This window comes from Oceaniradius stylonematis, from assembly GCF_965223445.1.
GTDB classification, from domain to species: Bacteria; Pseudomonadota; Alphaproteobacteria; order Rhizobiales; family Rhizobiaceae; genus Roseitalea; species Roseitalea stylonematis.
On the sequence record NZ_OZ244994.1, the window covers coordinates 1,715,976 to 1,737,030 of the forward strand.

The 21,055-nt window shown below is 64.3% G+C and carries 20 protein-coding genes; 9 read left to right on the plus strand and 11 right to left on the minus strand.

Going from position 1 to position 21,055, the window contains the following annotated elements; translation table 11 throughout:
• The first annotated feature begins 231 nt into the window (after positions 1 to 231).
• Positions 232 to 1,014: a hypothetical protein gene (locus ACOQOU_RS08425; RefSeq protein WP_420578874.1), complete on the plus strand. Its 783-nt coding sequence runs from the start codon at positions 232 to 234 to the stop codon at positions 1,012 to 1,014.
• 93 nt (positions 1,015 to 1,107) lie between these two features.
• On the opposite strand, the gene ACOQOU_RS08430 is transcribed toward ACOQOU_RS08425, so the two are convergent.
• From ACOQOU_RS08430 to ACOQOU_RS08440, 3 genes are all read right to left on the minus strand, one after another.
• The gene (locus ACOQOU_RS08430; RefSeq protein WP_109765644.1) at positions 1,108 to 1,764 is read right to left on the minus strand and encodes a carbonic anhydrase; all 657 of its coding nucleotides are present in this window, start codon (positions 1,762 to 1,764) and stop codon (positions 1,108 to 1,110) included.
• A gap of 76 nt (positions 1,765 to 1,840) precedes the next feature.
• Entirely contained in the window at positions 1,841 to 2,152 is a 312-nt protein-coding gene (locus ACOQOU_RS08435; RefSeq protein WP_306025468.1) for a P-II family nitrogen regulator, read from the minus strand.
• Positions 2,153 to 2,167: 15 nt separating this feature from the next.
• Positions 2,168 to 3,160, minus strand: a complete 993-nt coding sequence (locus tag ACOQOU_RS08440) for a sodium-dependent bicarbonate transport family permease (RefSeq protein WP_109765799.1) — start codon at positions 3,158 to 3,160, stop codon at positions 2,168 to 2,170.
• A 149-nt stretch (positions 3,161 to 3,309) separates the two neighbouring features.
• Here ACOQOU_RS08440 and ACOQOU_RS08445 point away from each other — a divergent pair, with 149 nt between their 5' ends.
• The 6 genes from ACOQOU_RS08445 to ACOQOU_RS08470 all read left to right on the plus strand — a co-directional run bounded on the left by ACOQOU_RS08445 (position 3,310) and on the right by ACOQOU_RS08470 (position 9,032).
• Positions 3,310 to 4,395, plus strand: coding sequence for an MBL fold metallo-hydrolase (locus ACOQOU_RS08445; protein ID WP_306025467.1), 1,086 nt, complete (start codon positions 3,310 to 3,312; stop codon positions 4,393 to 4,395).
• A gap of 82 nt (positions 4,396 to 4,477) precedes the next feature.
• The gene (locus ACOQOU_RS08450) at positions 4,478 to 4,639 is read left to right on the plus strand and encodes a DUF1328 family protein (RefSeq protein ID WP_109765648.1); all 162 of its coding nucleotides are present in this window, start codon (positions 4,478 to 4,480) and stop codon (positions 4,637 to 4,639) included.
• Between the two features lie 73 nt (positions 4,640 to 4,712).
• Positions 4,713 to 5,618 carry a diaminopimelate epimerase gene (dapF, locus tag ACOQOU_RS08455; protein WP_306025466.1) on the plus strand — a complete coding sequence of 302 codons (906 nt, stop codon included), beginning with the start codon at positions 4,713 to 4,715 and terminating at the stop codon, positions 5,616 to 5,618.
• Positions 5,618 to 6,910 carry a tRNA (N(6)-L-threonylcarbamoyladenosine(37)-C(2))-methylthiotransferase MtaB gene (gene mtaB, locus ACOQOU_RS08460; RefSeq protein WP_306025465.1) on the plus strand — a complete coding sequence of 431 codons (1,293 nt, stop codon included), beginning with the start codon at positions 5,618 to 5,620 and terminating at the stop codon, positions 6,908 to 6,910. Before dapF ends, mtaB begins: the two co-directional genes overlap by 1 nt.
• A gap of 4 nt (positions 6,911 to 6,914) precedes the next feature.
• Complete coding sequence (ftsY, locus tag ACOQOU_RS08465; RefSeq protein WP_306025464.1) at positions 6,915 to 8,390, plus strand: signal recognition particle-docking protein FtsY; 1,476 nt, start codon at positions 6,915 to 6,917, stop codon at positions 8,388 to 8,390.
• On the plus strand, positions 8,391 to 9,032 hold the full coding sequence (locus ACOQOU_RS08470; RefSeq protein ID WP_109765652.1) for a septation protein A: 642 nt from the start codon (positions 8,391 to 8,393) through the stop codon (positions 9,030 to 9,032).
• Positions 9,033 to 9,036: 4 nt separating this feature from the next.
• On the opposite strand, the gene ACOQOU_RS08475 is transcribed toward ACOQOU_RS08470, so the two are convergent.
• The 6 genes from ACOQOU_RS08475 to ACOQOU_RS08500 all read right to left on the minus strand — a co-directional run bounded on the left by ACOQOU_RS08475 (position 9,037) and on the right by ACOQOU_RS08500 (position 16,522).
• Positions 9,037 to 9,543 (minus strand): ClbS/DfsB family four-helix bundle protein, encoded by a 507-nt coding sequence (locus ACOQOU_RS08475; protein WP_306025463.1) that lies wholly within the window; start codon positions 9,541 to 9,543, stop codon positions 9,037 to 9,039.
• 64 nt (positions 9,544 to 9,607) lie between these two features.
• Entirely contained in the window at positions 9,608 to 10,135 is a 528-nt protein-coding gene (locus ACOQOU_RS08480; protein WP_306025462.1) for an NUDIX hydrolase, read from the minus strand.
• Between the two features lie 37 nt (positions 10,136 to 10,172).
• Complete coding sequence (locus ACOQOU_RS08485) at positions 10,173 to 11,261, minus strand: site-2 protease family protein (RefSeq protein WP_306025461.1); 1,089 nt, start codon at positions 11,259 to 11,261, stop codon at positions 10,173 to 10,175.
• 39 nt (positions 11,262 to 11,300) lie between these two features.
• On the minus strand, positions 11,301 to 13,346 hold the full coding sequence (locus tag ACOQOU_RS08490; protein WP_109765656.1) for a M3 family metallopeptidase: 2,046 nt from the start codon (positions 13,344 to 13,346) through the stop codon (positions 11,301 to 11,303).
• Positions 13,347 to 13,443: 97 nt separating this feature from the next.
• Positions 13,444 to 14,004 (minus strand): outer membrane protein, encoded by a 561-nt coding sequence (locus tag ACOQOU_RS08495; protein WP_306025460.1) that lies wholly within the window; start codon positions 14,002 to 14,004, stop codon positions 13,444 to 13,446.
• Between the two features lie 115 nt (positions 14,005 to 14,119).
• Positions 14,120 to 16,522 carry a putative bifunctional diguanylate cyclase/phosphodiesterase gene (locus ACOQOU_RS08500; protein WP_158585196.1) on the minus strand — a complete coding sequence of 801 codons (2,403 nt, stop codon included), beginning with the start codon at positions 16,520 to 16,522 and terminating at the stop codon, positions 14,120 to 14,122.
• A gap of 206 nt (positions 16,523 to 16,728) precedes the next feature.
• Here ACOQOU_RS08500 and ACOQOU_RS08505 point away from each other — a divergent pair, with 206 nt between their 5' ends.
• Positions 16,729 to 18,123, plus strand: a complete 1,395-nt coding sequence (locus ACOQOU_RS08505; RefSeq protein ID WP_306025459.1) for an aminotransferase class I/II-fold pyridoxal phosphate-dependent enzyme — start codon at positions 16,729 to 16,731, stop codon at positions 18,121 to 18,123.
• A gap of 2 nt (positions 18,124 to 18,125) precedes the next feature.
• Positions 18,126 to 18,521, plus strand: a complete 396-nt coding sequence (locus tag ACOQOU_RS08510; protein ID WP_109765659.1) for a response regulator — start codon at positions 18,126 to 18,128, stop codon at positions 18,519 to 18,521.
• A gap of 134 nt (positions 18,522 to 18,655) precedes the next feature.
• Here the strand turns inward: ACOQOU_RS08510 and ACOQOU_RS08515 are convergent, their stop codons facing one another.
• Together ACOQOU_RS08515 and ACOQOU_RS08520 are read right to left on the minus strand one after the other, a co-directional pair.
• Positions 18,656 to 19,024, minus strand: a complete 369-nt coding sequence (locus ACOQOU_RS08515) for a response regulator (protein WP_109765660.1) — start codon at positions 19,022 to 19,024, stop codon at positions 18,656 to 18,658.
• Between the two features lie 19 nt (positions 19,025 to 19,043).
• A complete protein-coding gene (locus tag ACOQOU_RS08520) occupies positions 19,044 to 20,915 on the minus strand; it encodes an ATP-binding protein (RefSeq protein ID WP_158585195.1) in 1,872 nt (623 codons plus the stop codon).
• Between the last annotated feature and the right edge of the window lie 140 nt (positions 20,916 to 21,055).

Consider the following 21,055-nt stretch of genomic DNA (forward strand, 5'->3'; position numbering starts at 1 on the left):
CACGCAAACCCAAACGCCAAAGCACAAACGCACCCGAGGGCGCATCGCGCTGTCGGGTGTGGACCTCCGGGATCGTCCTTGTCAGGCGCCCCGGTCGGCGGCTCGGAGACGGGTCTCGTCGCTGATCGGCGCGGCTATGCGGCAAACCGCTTCGGAAGTCAAGAAGGGCTGCTTGATTTGACTACCGCCAGGTGTTCAACTTCGACCCCGATGTAACGGTGGGAGACAAACATGTTTAGTTGGGGAAACAAGCAGGCTCCAATCAATGGACCTGGAGACCAGGACCCACCGGATCCGCCCGATCCGCCGCGTGATGACGATGAGAGCGGAACGGATCCGGACGGCGACCGCGACCCGCCCGAGGACGACCGCGATACTGACTCCGATGTCGATCAGCTGCAGGCCATGATGGCCGGCAACGACGCAAGCAGCGAAACATACGAGTTGGTCGCGCTTTCCATGACCATCGCCCGCCTGCTCGAGAACAGCGCGACACGATATTGGAACAAGGATGCCGGCGGTTCGCGGGAATCGTTTGCCGAGGCCGGGCGCGCGGCCAGGCGCTTCGTCGAGACCTGCCAGAGCCTGCGCGGCAAACTCGAGGTCGAGCACGAACGGATGTCCGTGTTTGAAGGTTATGGCAAACCGCTTGGCGCGGTGACACGCCACGACGTGTCGTTCATGGGTGCGCTTCAGATGGATGAAAGCCGTTTTCGCCCGCTGGAAGAACGCCTCGACGCGCTGGCCAAGCACGGCAGCATGGCCGACGCCGCCAAACGCGAACTGGACCTGGTTGCGGTGGCTCACGAACGCGGTCAGGCGCTCCTCGATCAGTTGCAGGCGACGCGCGGCACCATTGAAAGCGGACGTTTCTTCGACCTGATGATCGGCCAAAACCGGCCAAACACGACCGATGACCGCCTTAACGCCGTGATCTCGGCAAGCCTGGACCTGTTCCATCTGCGCAACGAGGCGGCGGTGCTTTCCTGGCGCAAGTTCCGGCCGAAGACCTAGGGAAACGCGATCGCCTAGAACCTGCTGGTCGCTGGTCCGCGCCGGCGCGCTGGCGCGTGAACCGGAGAGAAGCGTCCGCGAGGGCGGCGCGGCTCAACGGAACTCGACGCCGTCGGTCCAGTGGAACTCGCCGGTCGGCCCGTCCATCACCCACAATTCGCCGCGGGCGATGTCGAACCAGGCGCCATGCACCGTCAATTCGCCACGGTCGAGCCGGTCTCGGACACACGAAAAGCTCTTCAGATTGGCGATCGACTGGCGAATTCCCTCCTCCTCGACCGCCCGGTAGCTGTCATGGTCGTCAGGATCGGCACAGACATGATCGATCGGGTCGCGGTCGAGCCAGCTCATCCATGTCCCGATGAAATCGTCGGGCGACAGGGGCCCGGCCTCGCCCGCTCCCTCGACAAAGGCACGGATGCCGCCGCAGCGCGCGTGGCCCAGAACGACGATGTGACGAACCTGCAGCCCGTTGACCGCAAATTCAAGCGCGGCGGCGGTCGACAGGTTGCGCCCGTCGGTGGTGTAGGGCGGCACCAGATTGGCCACATTGCGCTGGACGAACAGCGAGCCCGGGTCGGCCGAAAAGATCAGTTCGGGCGTCACCCGGCTGTCGCAGCAGGCAACGACCAGCGTGTCGGGCTTCTGGCCCTCGTCGGCCAGCCGGGCATGCTGATAGCTGCCTTTTTGTGCCGCGCGGCCGCGAAAGCCGCGATAGCCGTCCAGAAGCCGGAGAGGAAATGTGCGCATGGTCCCGCCCTTCCACGTAGACGGATTTAGCGCCGGGCCGCCGCCAACGGCAATTGCGCTTTTCGGCTAACCGCGCTCAGAACCGGTCCGGCCGCAGCACGTCCACGTCTGCGACCGTGATGATGCCCATCTGCGGCTCCAGCGCCTCATAGATGCGGTCGATGGCGATATCGGCCTGCTCCACCGACATGACCGAGACGATCATCACCATGCGACCGGCATCGCCGATGATCCGGTCGCGGTCCCACGTCCCTTCCGACCCACGGCCCGAAAGCGCCGGAAAGACCGTGTATCCGGTGACCGGAACCTTGTCGAGAACGCGGGTGATGCGGTGCATGACCGGCATTTCGCAGATCACGGTCATCTGTTTCTTGGCATGGGTCTTCATGATCGCATCGCTCGCTTATCCACCGGTCACAAGGCGCGCCACCGCCGCATAGGCCGGAATCCCGATGGTCAGGTTCATCGGGAAGGTAACACCGAGCGACAGCGACAGGTAGATCGACGGCCGCGCTTCGGGCAGCGCCAGGCGCATCGCCGCCGGCACCGCGATGTAGGAGGCGCTGGCCGCCAGCGTCATCAGAAGCGCGACACCCCCGGTCGACAGGCCGGCGATCAACGCGAACGGCAAGGCCATCGCCGCGCCGATGAACGGCATGAAAAGGCCGAAACCGACGAGCCGCGCATCGAGCACCTTGCGCGCCTGCGCCATGCCGCGTCCGGCCACCGCGCCCATGTCGAGCAGGAAAAGGCACAAGACGCCGGTGAACGGCACGACGATGAAGCCTTCGATGGCCGCCATGCCTTCGGCGCCGGTCACCGCGCCGATGACGAACGCCCCCATCAGCACGACCACGGACGAGTTCAGGAACACCTCCTGCAACAGCCCTTCGCCGGCGTCGGGGTCGGCGGCCTTTCTCTGCTTGGCCGCCGAGCGCGCCAGAAACAGCGCAACGAGGATTGCCGGTGTCTCCATCGCCGCGGCAACGGCGACCATGAAGCCCTCGGGCTCGAGCCCGATCGAGCGCACGGCCTGGGTGGCGGCTACGAAGGTGACGATCGAGATCGATCCGTAATGGGCGGCAGCGGCCGCCGCATCGATGCGCGGCAGTTTGGAGATCCGCTGCAGGATGAAGAAGGCGACCAGCGGGATCAGGGCCGACAGGACGATGCCGGCCAGAAGCGCCAGCATCAGCGCCAGCGTCAGCCCCTCGGCGGCGAGCGCCACGCCGCCCTTGAAGCCGATCGCGAGCATCAGATAGATCGACAGCGTCTTGGCGACCGCCTCGGGCAGCGTCAGCTGCGAGCCGGCGATCGAGCCGGCAAAGCCCAGAATGAAGAACAGCACGGGCGGCGACAGGATGTTGGCCGCGGCAAGCTGCAGGATGGCTTCCATGGACGCGATTTCCGTGAACTGGGCAACGCCACGCCCCCGCGCGGCGGAAAAGGTGGCGCTTCTATAGAGACGCGCCGGACACCGCACAAGCCGGAGCGCATGCGGATTGGCCCCTTGATCCTGACCGCCATATCGCCATCTTTGCCCTCATGACGCGGCGCGGCTTCTTCAAATGGCTGGGAATCGGCGGCCTTCTGGCGGCGGGCGGCACGTTCGCCGTGCGCCGCGCCAATGCCGGCAACCCCTATTATTCGGGGCCGGCGGCTTCCAATTTCGACGGCCGGACATTTTTCAATCCCGGCGGCGCAGAGCCGCGCGGCTTCACCGATCTGCTGCGCTGGCAGCTCGGCGGCGGCAAGGAGGCCTGGCCGGAGACCTATCCAAGCCCGTTTCCGGCCGCGCGGCCCGAGCCGCGTGTCAATGGCGACGGTCTGCGGGTCACCATGGTCGGCCATGCCACGATGCTGGTGCAAATCGCCGGGCTGAACATACTGACCGATCCGGTCTGGTCCGAACGGGTGAGCCCGTTTTCCTTTGCCGGTCCCTACCGCCGCAATGCACCGGGGATCGCCTTTGACGATCTGCCGCCGATCGACGCGGTGCTTCTGACGCACAATCACTACGACCATCTGGATCTGGCGACGTTCGACCGACTTGTCGCAACGCACGACCCGCACATCGTCACGCCGCTCGGCAACGACACGATCATCCGCCAGACCGCGCCGACCGCGCGGGTTTCGACCGGCAATTGGGGCGATGTGGTGCGTATCGGCAACGGCACCCGCGTGCATATCGAGCCCGCTCATCACTGGTCGGCACGCGGCGGCAGCGACCGCCGCATGGCGCTGTGGTCCGCCTTCGTGGTCGAAACGCCGGCCGGGAACATCTACCATGTCGGCGACACCGGATTTCACGACGGCATCAACTATCGCGCCGCCGGCGACAAGCATGGCGGGTTCCGTCTCGCCCTGTTGCCGATCGGCGCCTATGAGCCGCGCTGGTTCATGCAAGGCCAGCACCAGACTCCGCTGGAGGCAGCGCAAGGCATGGCCCTGTGCCGGGCCGCCCATACGGTCGGCCATCACTGGGGCACGTTCCGGCTGACCAACGAAGCCGTAGAGGCGCCGCTGTACGCGCTTGAAGCGGCGCTGCAGAATGTCGGCATCGCACCGGCGCGATTTCAGCCCATGCGCCCCGGCCAGGTCTGGGACGTGCCGCCCGCGGAAAGGTCGTGAGCCGTTCCGCCGCAAGCCAATAAGGGAACCACGACAGCGGTTTCCACGTTGGAGGGCGGATGATAGGTGAAAGGACACTTCCATGCTCGAACTCATTCTCATCCTTCTCGTGGTGGCCGCCATTGCCGGCCTTCTCGGTTTTGGCCGCCTGTCGGGAATCGCCCTGAGCGGCGCCAAGATCCTGATTGCCGTGGTCCTGGTCCTGTTTCTTCTGGTGCTTCTGGGCGTTGTCGCGATCGCCTGAAGGCCAACGCAGGGTTTAACTCGCCGCCGCTTTCCTCCATATGGGGATGGTACCCTGCGGAAGTTCTGGCGACATGGCGATCGACGTCCAATTTGCGAAGATGAACGGTCTGGGCAACCAGATCATCGTGGCCGACATGCGTGGCCGCGCCGATGCGTTCACCCCGCACGCGGCCGTCGCGATCAACCACGATCCGGCGACCGCGTTCGACCAGATCATGGCGATCCATGATCCAGCGACCGACGGAACGGACGCGTTTCTTCGCATCTACAACAATGACGGCTCCGAAGCGGGCGCCTGCGGCAACGGCACGCGTTGCGTCGTCCAGGCGCTCGCCGCCGAAACTGGCAAGACCGCGTTCACCTTCCAGACCGTTGCAGGCCTGCTCAACGCGGCCGAACAGGAGGGCGGCATGGTGTCGGTCGACATGGGCCGGCCGCGCTTCCGCTGGGACCAGATCCCGCTCGAGGAAGAATTCGCCGACACCACCGGCATCGAATTGCAGATCGGCCCGATCGACGCACCGGTCCTGCACACGCCGTCGGTCGCCAGCATGGGCAATCCGCATGCCGTCTTCTGGGTCGACAGGGATGTCTGGTCCTACGATCTGGAACGGTTCGGCCCGCTGCTCGAGAACCATCCGATCTTTCCCGACCGCGCCAACATCACGATCGCGCGTGTCGTCGATCCCGAGCACATCGTCATCCGCACATGGGAGCGCGGCGCCGGGCTGACAAAGGCGTGCGGTTCGGGCGCCTGCGCGGCGCTGGTCTGCGCCGCCCGCAAGGGGCTGACCGGCCGCACCGCCACCGTCACGGTTCCCGGCGGCGACCTTCTGATCGAATGGCGCGACGATGATCACGTGATCATGACCGGGCCGGCCGAGTACGAGTTCGCGGGCCTGCTCGACCCCGCCACCGGCCAGTGGCAGCGGCAGGTGGAAGGCGCCAACGACAATGCTGGCGCCGGGGCCGGCTGATGGGCATCGACGTCAAGACATTCGGCTGTCGCCTCAACAGCTATGAGGGCGAGATCGTGCGGCGCCAGGCCGACGCGGCCGGCCTCGGCGCGCTGGAGGGCGGCGCGGTGGTGATCAACACCTGCGCGGTGACCGGCGAAGCGGTCCGCCAGGCCAAACAGGCCATCCGGCGCGCGCGGCGCGAGGCGCCCGACGCCCGCATCATCGTCACCGGCTGCGCCGCCCAGACCGAGCCGGAGAGCTTCGCCGGCATGGACGAGGTCGACCTTGTCATCGGCAATGACGACAAGCTCAAGGCCCAGTCCTACCGCGCCATGCCCGACTTTGGCGTCAACAGCTCCGAGAAAGTGCGGGTCAACGACATTTTCGAGGTGCGCGAGACCGCGTCGCACATGGTCGAGAGCATCGAGGGCCGCACGCGCGCCTTCGTGCAGGTTCAGAACGGCTGCGACCACCGCTGCACCTTCTGCATAATCCCCTATGGCCGCGGTCATTCGCGGTCCGTGCCGATGGGCGCGGTGGTCGAGCAGATCCGCCGGCTGGTCGAGAACGGCTACCGGGAAGTCGTGCTGACCGGCGTCGACCTGACGTCCTACGGGCCGGACCTTCCCGGACATCCAACGCTCGGCAGACTGGTCAAGACAATACTCAGTCAAGTGCCTGACTTGTGGCGCCTGCGTCTGTCCTCCATTGACTCCATCGAGGCCGACGACGCGTTGTTCGAAGCCATCGACACCGAACAGCGGCTGATGCCGCATTTCCACCTGTCGATGCAGCATGGTGACGACCTGATTCTAAAGCGCATGAAGCGGCGCCATTTGCGCGACCATTCCATCGAATTCTGCGACACCGTCCGCCGGCTCCGCCCAGACGCTTCGTTCGGCGCGGACATGATCGCCGGTTTTCCGACCGAGACCGAGACGATGTTCGAAAATGCGCTGTCGATCATTGACGCGTGCGGACTGGCGCGGGTCCATGTGTTCCCGTTCTCGCCGCGCAATGGCACCCCGGCGGCGAAGATGCCGCAGCTCGACCGCGCGCTGGTCAAGGACCGCGCGGCCTGCCTGCGGTTGAAGGCCGAGCAGGCCTGGCATGCCCATCTGGCGGCTTTCGCCGGCACGGTCCAGCCGGTTCTGCTCGAAAAGCCCGGCTTCGGCCGCGCGCCGGATTTCACGCCAGTGCGGCTTACCGGTCATGCCGGCGCGCCCGGCGACATGGTGGCAACGTCCATAACGGGCCATGACGGCACGGCACTGACCGGCTTGGCCGCCATGGCAGAGGCGGCGGAGTAACGCGATGGCCGGCTTTCTCAAGCGCATCTTCTCGTTCGGCAAGGGCAAGGTCGAGGAGACGCCCGACCCTGCCGTGGCATCCGAAGAACTGGCCGCCGACGCAGCTGCAGCAACCGATCAGCCGGTCGCCGAAGCCGAAAACGCGCAGGCCGGAGACCCCGAACAGCCCGCGGAAGTGCCGGCGCCGGCGCCTGTCGAAGTGCCCGCCGAACCTTCACCCGCACCGACGCCACAGGAACCTGAAATCCCCGAGGCGCCGGAGCCGCAACCGGCCGAGCCACAAGAGGTGCCTGCCGAGCCGGCCCCCGAGGCGCCGCCCGAAGTGCCCGCCGAGCCCGAGCCGGTCCCGCCGGCACCGCCCGAAACGCCCGAGCCCGCTGTTCCCGAAGTGCCGGAGACGCCGGAACCGCTGCCGCCGGTCGAACCGCCATCGGTGCCGGTCACGCCACCGGAGCTGGCGCCCGACGACCTGCCCGCGACGGCCCGCACGGTGACGATCGGCGACGAGCCGCAGCCCGTCGCGCCGTCTCCGTCGGACGAGCAGAAGGGCTGGCTGGCCCGGCTGACCTCGGGCCTGTCGCGTTCTTCGCGCCAACTCGGCGACAACATTGCCGGCGTCTTCACCAGGCGCAAGCTGGACGACGAGACGCTCGAGGAACTTGAGGACATCCTGATCCAGGCCGACCTTGGCGTCGAAACGGCAATGCGTGTCACCGATGCGCTGGCCTCGACGCGGCTTGGCCGCGACGTCACGCCCGACGAGGTGCGCCATGTGATGGCGGCCGAGGTCGAAAAGGTACTCGGTCCTGTGGCCATGCCGCTTGAACTCGACCTGTCGGTCAAGCCGCACGTCATCCTGGTTGTCGGCGTCAACGGAACCGGCAAGACGACGACGATCGGCAAGCTTGCCGCCAAGCTGCGCGCAGCCGGGCTTTCGGTGACGCTCGGCGCCGGCGACACGTTCCGCGCGGCGGCCATCGAGCAGCTCAAGATCTGGTCCGAACGCACGGGCTCGGCCTTTGTCGGCACGAAACTGGGCGCCGACGCGGCAGGCCTTGCCTATGAAGCCTATGAGCAGGCGCGCGACAACGGCTCGGACGTCGTCATCATCGACACGGCCGGACGCCTGCAGAACAAGGCCGAACTGATGGACGAACTGGCCAAGATCGTCCGCGTTCTGCAAAAGCACGACCCGGACGCGCCGCACACGGTCCTGCAGACGCTCGACGCGACGACCGGCCAGAACGCGCTGAGCCAGGTCGAGATCTTCCGCAACGTCGCCGGCGTCAACGGCCTGGTGATGACCAAGCTCGACGGAACCGCGCGCGGCGGAATTCTCGTCGCCATATCTGCAAAGTTTAATTTACCTGTCTACTTTATAGGTGTGGGCGAGGGCGTCGACGATCTCGAACCGTTCCGCGCCACAGATTTTGCGCGTGCGATCGCCGGCACCGGCGCGCCCGCCCGTGAGGATGCCTGAATGGCTGACCAAGCAGCGATTGCGCCTACACCCAAGGAGAAGCCGGCGGTCCGCCCGGGACTGAAGCTCGCGCTGGAGTTCGGCCCGCTTCTGGCGTTTTTCTTTGCCAATGCGCGTGGCGAATGGCTGTCCGAGCGCGTCGGCTTTCTGGGCGCGCTGGGCGAACCGATCTTCGTGGCGACCGCGGTCTTCATGGTGGCGACGATCATCTCGCTGTCGCTGTCATGGCTCCTGACGCGCACCATTCCGATCATGCCGCTGGTCGCCGGAGTTGTCGTGCTGATCTTCGGCGCGCTGACGCTCTGGCTGCATGACGACCTCTTCATCAAGATCAAGCCGACCATCGTCAACGGTCTGTTCTCGGCGCTTTTGCTGGGCGGCCTGTTCATCTTCCGCGTTTCGCTTCTGCGCTACGTGTTCGACGCGGCGTTCCAGATCGACGAGGAAGGCTGGCACAAGCTGACGATCCGCTGGGGGCTGTTCCTCGCGGTCATGGCGGTCGTCAACGAGGTGCTGTGGCGGAACTTCTCGACCGATTTCTGGGTCGCCTTCAAGGTGTGGGGCAATCTGCCCATCACCATCGCCTTCACGCTGGCGCAGATGCCGCTGATCGTGCGCCATTCGCTCGACAAGGACGAGTAAGGCCTCACCGGGCGCCGCTCTCGCGCAGCACCTTGCGGATGTAGCTGTTGGCCGAGCGGAAATGGCTAGGCCCCGACGCCTCGGCCCACCGGCCAATGGTCCACTTGTTCATCCAGTCATAAAGACCGGGCTCATAGAGCAACGCGTCATCGCTCTCGGCGATGAACGCCCGCAGGCGCGCCGTAGCGGCGTCGAATTCGGCCCGGAGATCCGACCAGCGCCGCCCATTGGCAGCCTCGTAGATCGGTGCGTTGTAGGCCTTGAGCTGGTTCCATTTGACGCCCGGCGCCGGCGTTTCGACGGCCTTTTCGGCAACGCCGTCCGCATACCAGTCAAAGAACAGGCCGATCCAGTGGGTCCTGTGGGCGATCACGCCCTGGATGGTTACCGCGTCGTCCGCCGTGTGCCGGCTGGCCATGGCCTCGTCGACGCCATCAAGCGTCTTTTGAAGCCTGGCCAGTTCCTTGTCGAAAACGGCGAGAAGGTCTTGCGCATTTGTCGCTGCGGGCATGCGGGCCTCCTTGTGATCCGGTAACCCATCATGCGCGATCCGCGCCGGCAGTTCTTGCGCGGGATCAATCGGCGCCAACAGGATTGCCGAATGGCCCGACGCCCTTTCCGGCTTCGAAGGCCCGCTGATGGCCCAGCATCCAGTGCACCGTCGGAAAAGCAAGATCGTCCCAGGGAATGGCGTCCCAGTCGAAAAGCTGTGTCTCAAGGCTCTCAGTGCCCGGCGAGAACACGCCGTCGGCGAGCGTCGCACGGTAGATCAGCTGCACCTGGCTGAGGCGGCGCACCGTGTAGACCGCCAGAAGACCGTGCAGTTCGAGATCCGCATTGGCCTCTTCGCGCGCCTCGCGCCGGGCACCCTCCTCGGGCGTTTCGCCCAGTTCCAGGTAGCCGGCCGGAACGGTCCAGTAGCCGTGGCGCGGCTCGATCGCCCGCCGGCACAGCAGCACCTTGCCCCGATGGGTGACGACCGAGCCGACGACGATCTTCGGATTTTCGTAGGCGACAAAGCCGCAATGGTCGCACACATCGCGCTGATGCGTGTCGCCCTCCGGCAGGGTCCGGGAAAAAAGTGGATCGAGACGACCTGTCATCGCACCAATCTAGGGCGGCATCCAGACGAGTGGAACCTCAGTCCGCGTGATCGACCGCCGTGCGGATGAGCATCAGTTCGGCCAGATTTTCCATCGTGACATAGCCGACGAGCATGCCGTCGCGGCCGCGCACGGCAACCGCCGGCTTGCCCTTTTGCTGGATGAGATCGAGCGCCGTCTCCAGCCCTTCGGTCTCGGCGACGGCCGGAACGTCGCGATTGACAAACCCGTCGACGAGCCCGTCGCGCCCGGCCTGTTCGAGGCCGGCGACGAGATCGCGCCGCAGCAGGACGCCGGTCATCGTGCCGTTCGTGTCGAGTACGGGAAACTCGTGCTGGGTCGTCTTGAGCAGCAGTTCGGCCGCCTCGCCGAGCGTCGCACCCGGCCCGAGCGCTTCGTAACTGGTGATCATCGCATCGCGCACCCGCAGCGAACGGGCAATGTCCTGCATGCCGGTGGCCTGCGCTTCGCCGGCGGCGGCGATGTAGACGAAGATCGCAACGAAGACGAGCAGCGGATTGCCGCTCATCAGGCCCAGAAAGCCGAAGACGAAAGCCGCGGCCTGGCCGACACGGGCGGCCATCTCGGTGGCGCGCACACGCGAATAGCGGGTGGCAAGAAGTGCGCGCAGAACCCGCCCGCCATCCATCGGAAAGGCCGGGATCAGGTTGAACAGCACAAGGATCACATTGATGGCGGCGAGCCGGGCCAGAAAGCCGGCGGCCGGGTCTTCCAGCGCTGCCGCTGTCGACAGATCCAACCCGGCGCCCAGAAAGACGATCAGCACGAACGCGATGACGACATTGACCAGCGGTCCGGCCAGCGCGACGACGATCTCCTTGCGCGGGTCTTCGGGCATCCGCTCGAGCGAGGCGACGCCGCCGATCGGCAGAAGCGTGATGGTCGGCGTCTTGATGCCGTAGCGCCGCGCGGCAAGCGCATGGCCAAGTTCATGCAGCACGACGCACGCGAAAATCGCCGAGATGAACAGAACGCCCTCAATGGCCGCCGACGCACCGCCTTCCTGCATGTAGACCAGCGCGACCCAGGCCAGCAGAAGAAAGAAGGTCAGGTGGATGCGGATCTGGCTGCCCGCCACCGTGCCGATCGAAAATGACCATTGCATGGGCCGTCTCCTGCTGGTCCGTTTTCTCGGGTCACTGTGCTACGTCAGCCCGCGCTTTTCCAGCATGGCGTCCGGCGTCGGCAGCTTGCCGCGAAAGGCGATATAGGCGTCTTCGGGATCGGCGGTGCCGCCGGACGCATAGATGTGCCGCCCCAGCTTTTCGGCGAGCGCGGGATCGAATGGGTCGCCCGCTTCCTCGAAGGCCGAAAAGGCGTCCGCGTCGAGCACTTCCGACCACATGTAGGAATAATAGCCCGCCGCATAGGAATCGCCTGAGAAAATGTGCTGGAAGTGCGGCGAGCGGTGGCGCATCGTGATCGCCGCCGGTTTGGCGAGCATGTCCAGTTTTTCGGCCTCGAAGACAGCCGGATCGGCCGGCGCATCGGCGCCCTGGTGATAGGCCATGTCGACCAGCGCGCTCGCCGTATACTCGACCGTGTCGAACCCGGCATTGAAGGTTTGCGCGGCGAGCACCTTGTCCAGAAGCGCCTCCGGCATCGGCTCGCCGGTCTCGTGATGCAGCGCGAACCGGTTCAGAACCTCGGGCACGGTCAGCCAGTGTTCGAACAGCTGCGATGGCAACTCGACGAAATCGCGCGCGACATTGGTGCCCGACACGGACGGATAGGTCACATCGGACATCATGCCGTGCAGCGCATGGCCGAATTCGTGAAACAGCGTGCGCGCATCGTCGAACGACAAAAACGCCGGCTCGCCGGCCGGCGGCTTGGCGAAGTTCATCGTGTTGGTGATGATCGGATGGCGCCCGAGCAGCCTGGACTGCACCTGAAGCGCGCTCATCCATGCGCCCGAACGCTTGGAAGGCCGGGCGAAATAGTCGCCGATGAAGACGGCACGGTGTGCGCCATCGGCGTCGCTGACGCGCCACACGCGGGCATCGGGATGATGCGTGGCAATGCCCGGCACCTCCTCGAAGGTCAGCCCGAACAGCCGGTTGGCGACGTAGAACGCCGCCTCGATCACTCTTTCGAGCGCCATGTATGGCTTGATCTCGTCGTCCGAATAGGCGTAGCGCGCAGCGCGGATCTGCTCGGCATAATGCCGCCAGTCCCACGCGCCGAGATCGTGATTGGTCCCCTGCTCACGCATCAGCGCGGCGATGTCGGCGGCCTCGGTCTCGGCCTGCGCGCGCGCCTTTTCCCAGACCGTTTCAAGCAGCGTGTTCACCGCCTCGGGCGTCTTGGCCATGGTTCCGTCGAGCTTGAGCGCGGCGAAACTGCCATGACCAAGCAATTGCGCCTTCTCGGCACGCAGCCTGAGCGTTTCGGCGATGATCGGGCGATTGTCGGTGACATCGTTCGTCTCGCCGCGTCCGGTCCAGGCGCGGAATGCGATTTCGCGCAGGTCGCGGCGGGTCGAAAAGGTCAGGAACGGTTCGATGATCGACCGCGACAGCGTCACCGCGTGTTTGCCCTCTTCGCCGCGTTCAGCGGCCGCGGCGGCCATGGCGGCCACTGTCGAGGGCGGCAAACCGGCCAAATCGCCGTCGCCGTCCAGCATCAGCGCCCAGCCGGCTTCGTCGGCGAGAACGTTTTGCCCGAAAGCCGTGCCCAGTTCCGCAAGGCGCTCATTGATGGCGATGAGACGGGCCTGCGCCTCGCCTTCCAGCGCCGCGCCTTGCCGCACGAATGTCCGGCGATAGCGGCGCAGCACCTCGGTTTGCTCGGTCGTCAGATCCAGCGCGTCGCGGTTCCGCCACAGCGTTTGGATGCGGCTGAATAGGGCCTTGTTCTGGGCGATCGTGCCGGCATGCCGCGCGAAAAGCGGCGCCAATTCCCGCTCGGCGGCCTGGATGGTCTCGTTGGTGTGATTGCCGGCGCGGGCAAAGAAGATCGATGCCGCCTTCCCAAGCAGGTCGCCGGCTCGTTCGAGCGCCTCGATCGTGTTGTTGAAGGTCGGTGGCTCCGGATTCGCCGCAACCGCTTCGGCTTCCGCAAGGTCACGGGCGAAACCGGCCTTGATGGCCGGCGGCAGGTCGCTGTCGGCGATCGCCTCCTGCCGGGGCAGGCCGAGCGGTCCGTCCCATGTCTCTATGGCCGGATTGACCCGGTTCGTATCGCCCATTGCCCTGCCTCATGATCGTTTGACGGACCACGGAGTTAGGCCTTGGCGCGGGCGGCGCCAAGGGGCAGGCCGCAATTTGTGGGCGGTTGCCGGCGCTTTAGAACTTGTAGCCGAGACGGACGGTGACCTCGGACAGGTCGGCGTCGATCTTGGTGTGGTTGAAGTCCACATAGTTGTAGTAGTTGTACTGGATGCCGGCGACCAGATAATGGGTCAGGAGCACATCCAGACCGACACCGAACACCGCGCCCCAGTCGTCACCGGCCAGGTTGGTCGTACCGTGCGTGACGCCGACCATGCCATAGGCATTGTAACGGTCATAGCCGACACCGGCGCGCAGCTTTGCGGCGAAGACATCGCCGACGCGCACACCCGATCCGTCAGTGAACATGTTGTCGTGCCGGCTGTAGGTGACTTCGCCGCCGCCGACGAAATGCCCCACCTGGTGGTTGTAGGCCGCGTAAACACCCATCACATCGCCGTTGCCCTCGGCCGTCAGCCGCAGGACATTGTTCATGTCCTTCATCCAGCTGTAGCCGTAAAGGACACCGAGCTGCGCACCCGTCCACTGGCCGCTCGCCGAACCCGAATGGTCCATTGCGGTGGCCGTGCCGCTGGTCAGAAGAAGGGCAAGTGCACCGATCACAAGTCTACGCATATCACGACCTTTCAGGGTGGATATGCCATCACGGTAAATCCATATGGTTGCCAGCAAGTAAACGCGCACCGCCAGATTGTGTTATTCCGGACAAGGCGCGGCTGTCCCGCGGGCCTCAGCCCGCAGAGCGGTTGCGCCTGGTCTCGCGCTCGTCGCGAATTTCCGCATGCAGGGACATCTGCCGGGAATCCATGAAGTTGCGCAGCATGATCGGCGCGACGTCTTCGTGCCGGACGGGTTGGGAGAAGTAAAAGCCCTGAAGCTGGTCGCAGCCAATGTCGACCAGAAAATCGAGCTGATCGGCCGTTTCGACGCCCTCGGCGGTGATCTTGATGCCGAGATTCTCACCCAGCGAGGCGATCGCCATCAGGATCGCCTTGGCGCTTTCGCCGGTATCGATGTCCCTGGTGAAGGAACGGTCGATCTTCAGCCGGTCGAACGGGAATTTGAGCAGATAGGACAGGCTGGAATAGCCGGTGCCGAAATCGTCCATGACGATGGCGCAACCCAGCTTCTTCAGCGCGATGAGCCGGTTCAGGACGTCATCGGAATCCTCGATCAGCAGGCTTTCGGTGATCTCGATTTCGAGCCGGTATGCCGGCAGCCCCGTCGCCTGGAGCACGGCCTCGACATCGGCGACGATGTCCGAACGCATGAAGTGCGGGACAGCGACATTGACCGCAACACACACATCATCGGGCCAGGCCGTCGCCGCCTCACAGGCCGTGCGAAGCGTCCACTTGCCGATAGCGACGATCAGGTTCGACTGTTCTGCGATCGAGATGAATTCCACCGGCGAAATCTCGCCGCGGATCGGATGATCCCAGCGGATCAGCGCTTCCATGGCGCGTATGCGGCCGCTTTCGCTGCCGATCAGCGGCTGGTAGCACAGGCGGAACTCTTCGTCCTCCAGCGCCTGATGCATCTCCTGCTCTAGGATACGCCGCTCGCGCTGGGCAAAGTCCATCTGCGCTTCGAAGTAGCGGAACACGCCGCGCCCGTCCTCCTTGGCGCGATAGAGCGCCAGATCGGCATTGCGCAGGATTTGTTCGGGCCGTGTGCCGTGCTGGGGCGCCAGCGCAATGCCGACGCTGACGCCGATCCAAAGCGTTTCGCCGTCGATCACATAAGCTTCGAGCACGCTGGCGATCAGGCGCGAGGCCAGCTTGGCGGCGAAGACGGCGTCATTGCTCTGCTCGAGGATGATGGCGAACTCGTCGCCGCCCAGCCGTGCCACGCAGTCATCCTTGCGCACGATCGCCTGGATGCGTTTGGACACCTCGGCCAAAAGGCGGTCGCCGACCGGGTGGCCATAGGTGTCGTTGACCAGCTTGAACTTGTCCAGATCGAGAAAAAGCAGCGTGAACGGCGTGCCGTAGCGTTCCAGCGTGCGCACCGCATTTTCCAGCCGCTCGGTGAAGCTGGCGCGGTTGTAGAGCCCGGTCAGCGTGTCGCGATGCGCCAGACGGATGATCTGGTTCTTGGCTTCCTTTTCGGCGGTGATGTCGCGCACCGTGCCGACAAAGCCGGCCGGGGTGCCCGCATCGTCACGGATCGGCCGGCCCGAGATGCGCCAGTACTGATCCGTGCCGCCGCTCCTGACCTGGCATTCGATCCCGGAGAAAGCCCGGCCTTCGATGAGAGCCGATCGCACCTCCTGGAAGCCGGCATCGTCCACCCGTGCAACAAGGCCCAAAAGCGTGGCGAACGGCACGCGCGCGGTCCCTTCACCGGTCGTGCCCAGCTTGGCCGACAGACGCGAGGACATGCGCGCAGTGCACCCCGCTGGATCGGTCTCCCAGATCCATTCCGAGACCGTCTCCTCATATTCATCGAGCAGATAGCCGATGACCTGCGCGTTCTCCCGGTTCTCGATGTCGGTCTTCAGATGCCGCAGAAACGCGCGGCCGTACGAAACGGCCAGCCACGGAATGAAAAGCATGTAAGCGGCAATCAGACCGACGATCGGCGGCCACTCCTCGGCATGCGGATGGAACAGCGCCGATGCGATCGCCAGCGACCCGCTGATCAGAACAAACACGAGCACTGCCGGGAGAAGCGCCATCAGGCTGAATGCCGTCACCAGGATCGCGGAGGTTATCAGTGCTGTCGCAAAGATCGTGTTGTCCGCGGCGACGTAAGGAATGAGCAGTGCGGCAAGACTGCCCCAGGACAGGCCGATCGCCGCCGCATACCAGACCGTCCTGCGCACCGCGATTGCCGTTTCGGCGAGTGTTTCGGGCGCCCGGTTTCTGTTCTTCCACCAAAGCGCCAGCATCACCGCTTCGAGGCAGACAAAGCCGCCAAGCCAGATGGCGAACACGGTGAAGTTGGCATGGTCCCAGGCCACATAGGCGGTGATCAGCGCAATCATCACGCCGGAGATGGCCATCACCGGCAGGTGACGCAGTATCGTCATAACCTGCGCGGCAACGACCGCCGTCTTCTGCGCTTCGACCAGATCGGCGCCACCGGTCAGGTCTTGCAAAAATGTGCTGACCCGATTGGTCAAACTCATGCCGAACATCCAGTCCCCCCGCAGCATGCAATCTAGCGTTGCCGGGTTAAGCAATTGTTCCGCAAACGGGTTCCGGATCGTTCGATTTCGGACAGCGGTCATCACCGATTCACCATTGCGGCATTCAGCGACCGTTTACCCTCGCACTTAAGCCGGACTTCACGCCGCTGGGTTAGTCTCGCCGCATAAAAACGATGGGGGCGACCATGACGAAAACCATTCAAGCGAACCAGTTCGACGACATTTCATTTGGCGCATTGACCGGCAGCCTGCGCGACTTCAAGGCCAAGCAGGGCACGGACATGCTGGGCCGTACCGACGGCTTCTTTCACTGGCAGGAAGAGCGCCGGCGCTGCGATCTTTGGCCCTATGCCAAATCGACGGCGACCGCGCCGCGGACCCATTGTGCCGCCAAGACCGATGGCGGCGCGCTCATGGAAGGCGTCAACTTCGCCAGCCAGGACTATCTGAGCCTGTCTTCGCATCCCGCCATCAAGGAGGCGGCAACCGAAGCGATCAAGGAATATGGCGTGCACAGCGCCGGTTCGGCAGCGCTTCTGGGCAACACGCGCCATTCGCTGCTGCTCGAAAAGCGCATCACCGAATTTCTCGACGGCCGCGAGACGGTTCTCTATCCGACAGGCTGGTCGGCCGGCTTTGCCGCCATCCAGGGCTTTGTCCGCCCCGACGACCATGTCGTCATGGACGTTCTGGCGCATTCGTGCCTGCAGGAAGGCGCCCGCGCCTCGACCCGCAACATTCATTTCCATGGCCACCTCAATGTCCGGGCCATGGAACGTCGTCTGCAGAAGATCCGCGCAAACGACACGGAAAACGGCATTCTTCTGGTCACCGAGAGCCTGTTCTCGATGCACTCGGACACGCCGGACATCGCCGCCATGCGCGCGCTGTGCGACGAATACAACGCCGTCCTGCTGGTCGATTGTGCCCATGATTTCGGGTCGATGGCCGACGACGGACGCGGTCACATGAGCCTGCAGAACGTGCTGCACGATGTCGATATCATCATCGGCAGCTTTTCCAAGACGTTCGCATCCAATGGCGGCTTCATTTCGGTCAAGGATCGGGCCACGGCGGAATATCTGAAATACTATTCGGCCACCCAGACCTTTTCGAACGCGCTGTCGCCGGTGCAGGCGGCAACGGTTCTGGCGGCGTTCGAGATCGTCGACTCGTCCGAAGGCCGCGATCGCCGGCGCAAGCTGATGGACAACATCCTCTACATGCGCTCGGAGATGGGCAAGGTCGGCCTTGAAACGCTGGGCGACCCGTCCGCCATCGTGCCGGTGCGCGTGGGCGCCGAAGGTCTGGCCCGCATCGCATCGCGCGATCTGAGCAATCTGGGTGCCATCGCCAATCTGGTCGAATATCCGGCCGTGCCGCAGGGCGGCGCCCGTTTCCGCGTCCAGGTCATGTCCGACCACAGCCACGAGGACGTCGACAAACTCGTCGTCCTGATGCTCCAGGCGATGCGCAGCGCGGAGAAGGAATATCTGTCTCTGTGCGATGACCACCCCTCGCTGATGAAGAACCAGCGTGCCGCCGCACAGTTCGCAGACTGTGTGCGGGACGCTGCCTGATCATGTTGGAGACAGCCAAACGACTGCTGGCCATTGACGACGACGTGTCGTCGGCCGAGCTGATCGTGAGAATCGCCGAGCGCTGCCGCTATGAAGCGTTCGCCACCTCCGACTCGCGCGGGGTGATGAACCTGACGACGGCACTCAAGCCATCAATCCTGGCAGTCGACATCTGCATGCCGAACCTCGACGCGAACGATCTGTTCGAGCTTCTGGCACACGACGGCTATGCCGGCCGCATTCTGATCGTCAGCGGACAGGAGCCGGCCGTTCTGGAACAGACGCGCCAGCGCGCGCTTGAACTGGGCCTGGACGCCACGCACAGCCTGCAGAAGCCGCTCGACATATCGGTTCTGCGCAACATTCTGCTCGACCGGGATATGGCCAAGGCAGCCTGAACGAGCGCCACGGCGGACAGGCCCGAAAGACAAGACCCGGCGCGAGATTCGCGCCGGGTTTTTCGTACGTCGTCAAAGGTGTGAGACGTCCCGTCGACAGCCCGGGCCATCGTGCGCCCGGCGGTCGATCGGCGTCAGGCGTGCAGCGCCTGGTTCATCTTGCCCAGAAGGCGCGGCAGGTCGACCGGCTTGGTGTCGAAATCCGTGCAGCCGGCGGACAGGGCGTTCTGGCGATCGGTCTCGAACGCGCTCGCCGTCAGCGCGATCACCGGAATGTGGGCCACCTCGGGAATGGTCTTGATCCGCCGCGTCGTCTCGCAGCCGTCGATGCCGTCGCCAAGGCCGATATCCATCAGGATGATGTCGGGCTTGATTTCCTGGACGCTGTCGATCGCCGACAGTCCGTCGACGGCGAAACGGATCGTAAACCCGCGCTTGCCCAGCCGTCGCCCGATTATGTCGCGGTTGGTCGGATGGTCTTCCACAATCAGTACGGTCGTCATCGTCTCGTCCTGCTCTTGTCTACGCGGCCTTCTTGCCGAGATGGAGTTGCAGCGCCTTGCGCAGCTTGGCCGAATCGACCGGTTTGCTCATGAAGCCGTCGGCCAGTTGCGGCGCGCCGCTTTTCGGATCGTCCATGATCGAAACCATGATCGTGGGAACGTCGCGCGTGACCGGGTCGTTCTTCATCGTCTCGACCAGTTCCCAGCCATCGACATCGGGCATCAGCACGTCGATCAGCATCAGCGCCGGGCGAACCGTCCGGGCCAGATGCAACGCACTGGCCGGATCGGACGTCAGGATCGGGTTGAGGTTTTCCTTGCGCAGCATCCGGTCCATGATCTCGAGATATTCCGGGTCGTCATCGACAACGAGCACGGTGCCCAGCGACGGGGAGTTCGCGTCGGCGCTTGTCGACAGCATCTGGTCGGCCTCGTTGAGCTTGCGCAGTTCGGCGGCCGCGTCCTTGAGGGTTTCGTCCACCGCTTCCTCGCTCATCTCTGCCGGCGCGAGCGCTTCCACCCGCATCGGCACCGTGATGGTGAAAACCGAACCTTCGCCGAGCACACTGTCGGCGGTAATGTCGCCGCCCATCAGGCGGCACAAATTCTTCGACAGCGACAGCCCCAGACCCGTGCCGCCGAACTTGGCGTTGATCGACGCATGGGCCTGGGTGAAGTTCTGGAACAGGCTGGCAAGCGCCTCCTCGGAGATGCCGACCCCGGTGTCGTGAACGGCCATCGAAAGCATCGGCCGGCCATCCTGCTCGATCGTCTTGACCTCCAGCGTGATCTTGCCGTTCTGACAGAACTTGGATGCGTTCGACAGGAGATTGAACGTCGCCTGACGCAGCTTGGTCAGGTCGAGATGGGCGGTGCCCAGCTCGCCGTCCTTGATCACCTCGAAGACATTGGTGTTCTTGGCGGCCAGCGGACGCGCGGTCACCTCGATCTCCTCGATCAGCTGGTCGAGATCGACATCTTCAAGGAACAGTTCGGTCTTGCCCGCCTCGATCTTGGAGATGTCCAGAATGTCGTTGACCATGGCCAGAAGGTGCTTGCCCGCCGCCGAGATCTTCTGCAGGTCCGCGATCTGCTCGCCATTGCCGTCCAGTTCGGCGTCTTCGAGCAGGATTTCGCTGTAGCCGAGCACGGCGTTGAGCGGCGTGCGCAGCTCATGGCTCATCTTGGCCAGGAACTCCGATTTGGCGCCGTTGGCCCGTTCGGCCTCTTCCTTGGCAGCCGTCAGATCGTCCATCGTTGCCTGGTGCCGGTCGATCTCCTTGAGCAGTTCGGACTGGGAGTCGACGACCGAGGCATAATAGCTCGCCATGAAGAAGATGTAGAGCGAGGCGCACAGCATCGAGATCATCGTCACATCGACCATTTCCTCGAGCGGAATGTGCATCGGGAAAGAGCGGTTCATCAGGTAGACGGCGTAGAACGCGGCAAGGCCGATGACGATCTGTGCGAAGATCGCGACCGATGTGCGAACGCCGGAGCCCAGATAGAAAAAGGCGAGCAGCGGCACGACCAGGAACCACATCAAGAGCGGCGAGGAGACGCCGCCGAAATGATAGGCGGTGATCAGGATCGCGAAATTGAGGTTGGCGACCGAGGTGATGGCCAGCAGCTCGTACCGCCGGGGAAAGAACTGAAGGGCGATCGGGAAGAACCAGAACAAGGTCACCGAAAGGCCCAGAATGTGCACATGCGGCCACGGATTGGGGTCGTTCAGGAACAGGTAGATCGTGACCGGATGGCCGAGGAACGGGCCGAACAGGTGCGACAGGATGAACATGCGCACGCGCTTGTAGACCTGGATGTCCTGGCGCAGATGCTCCGGCGTCAGCGCCTCGGTCCAGCGGTCGATCAATTGTGTTAGGGCGTTCATCGGCTCATCCTGCATGGTCGCCACGCGCATGGGGCGTGCTTACTGTCCCGTTATTTTTTTCATCAAATTGTAAACATCGCCTTAGCCGGGGCTTGGCGTTTGCCTGTTATCGTGGCCTCACTTGCTTCAGGGGGACGCAA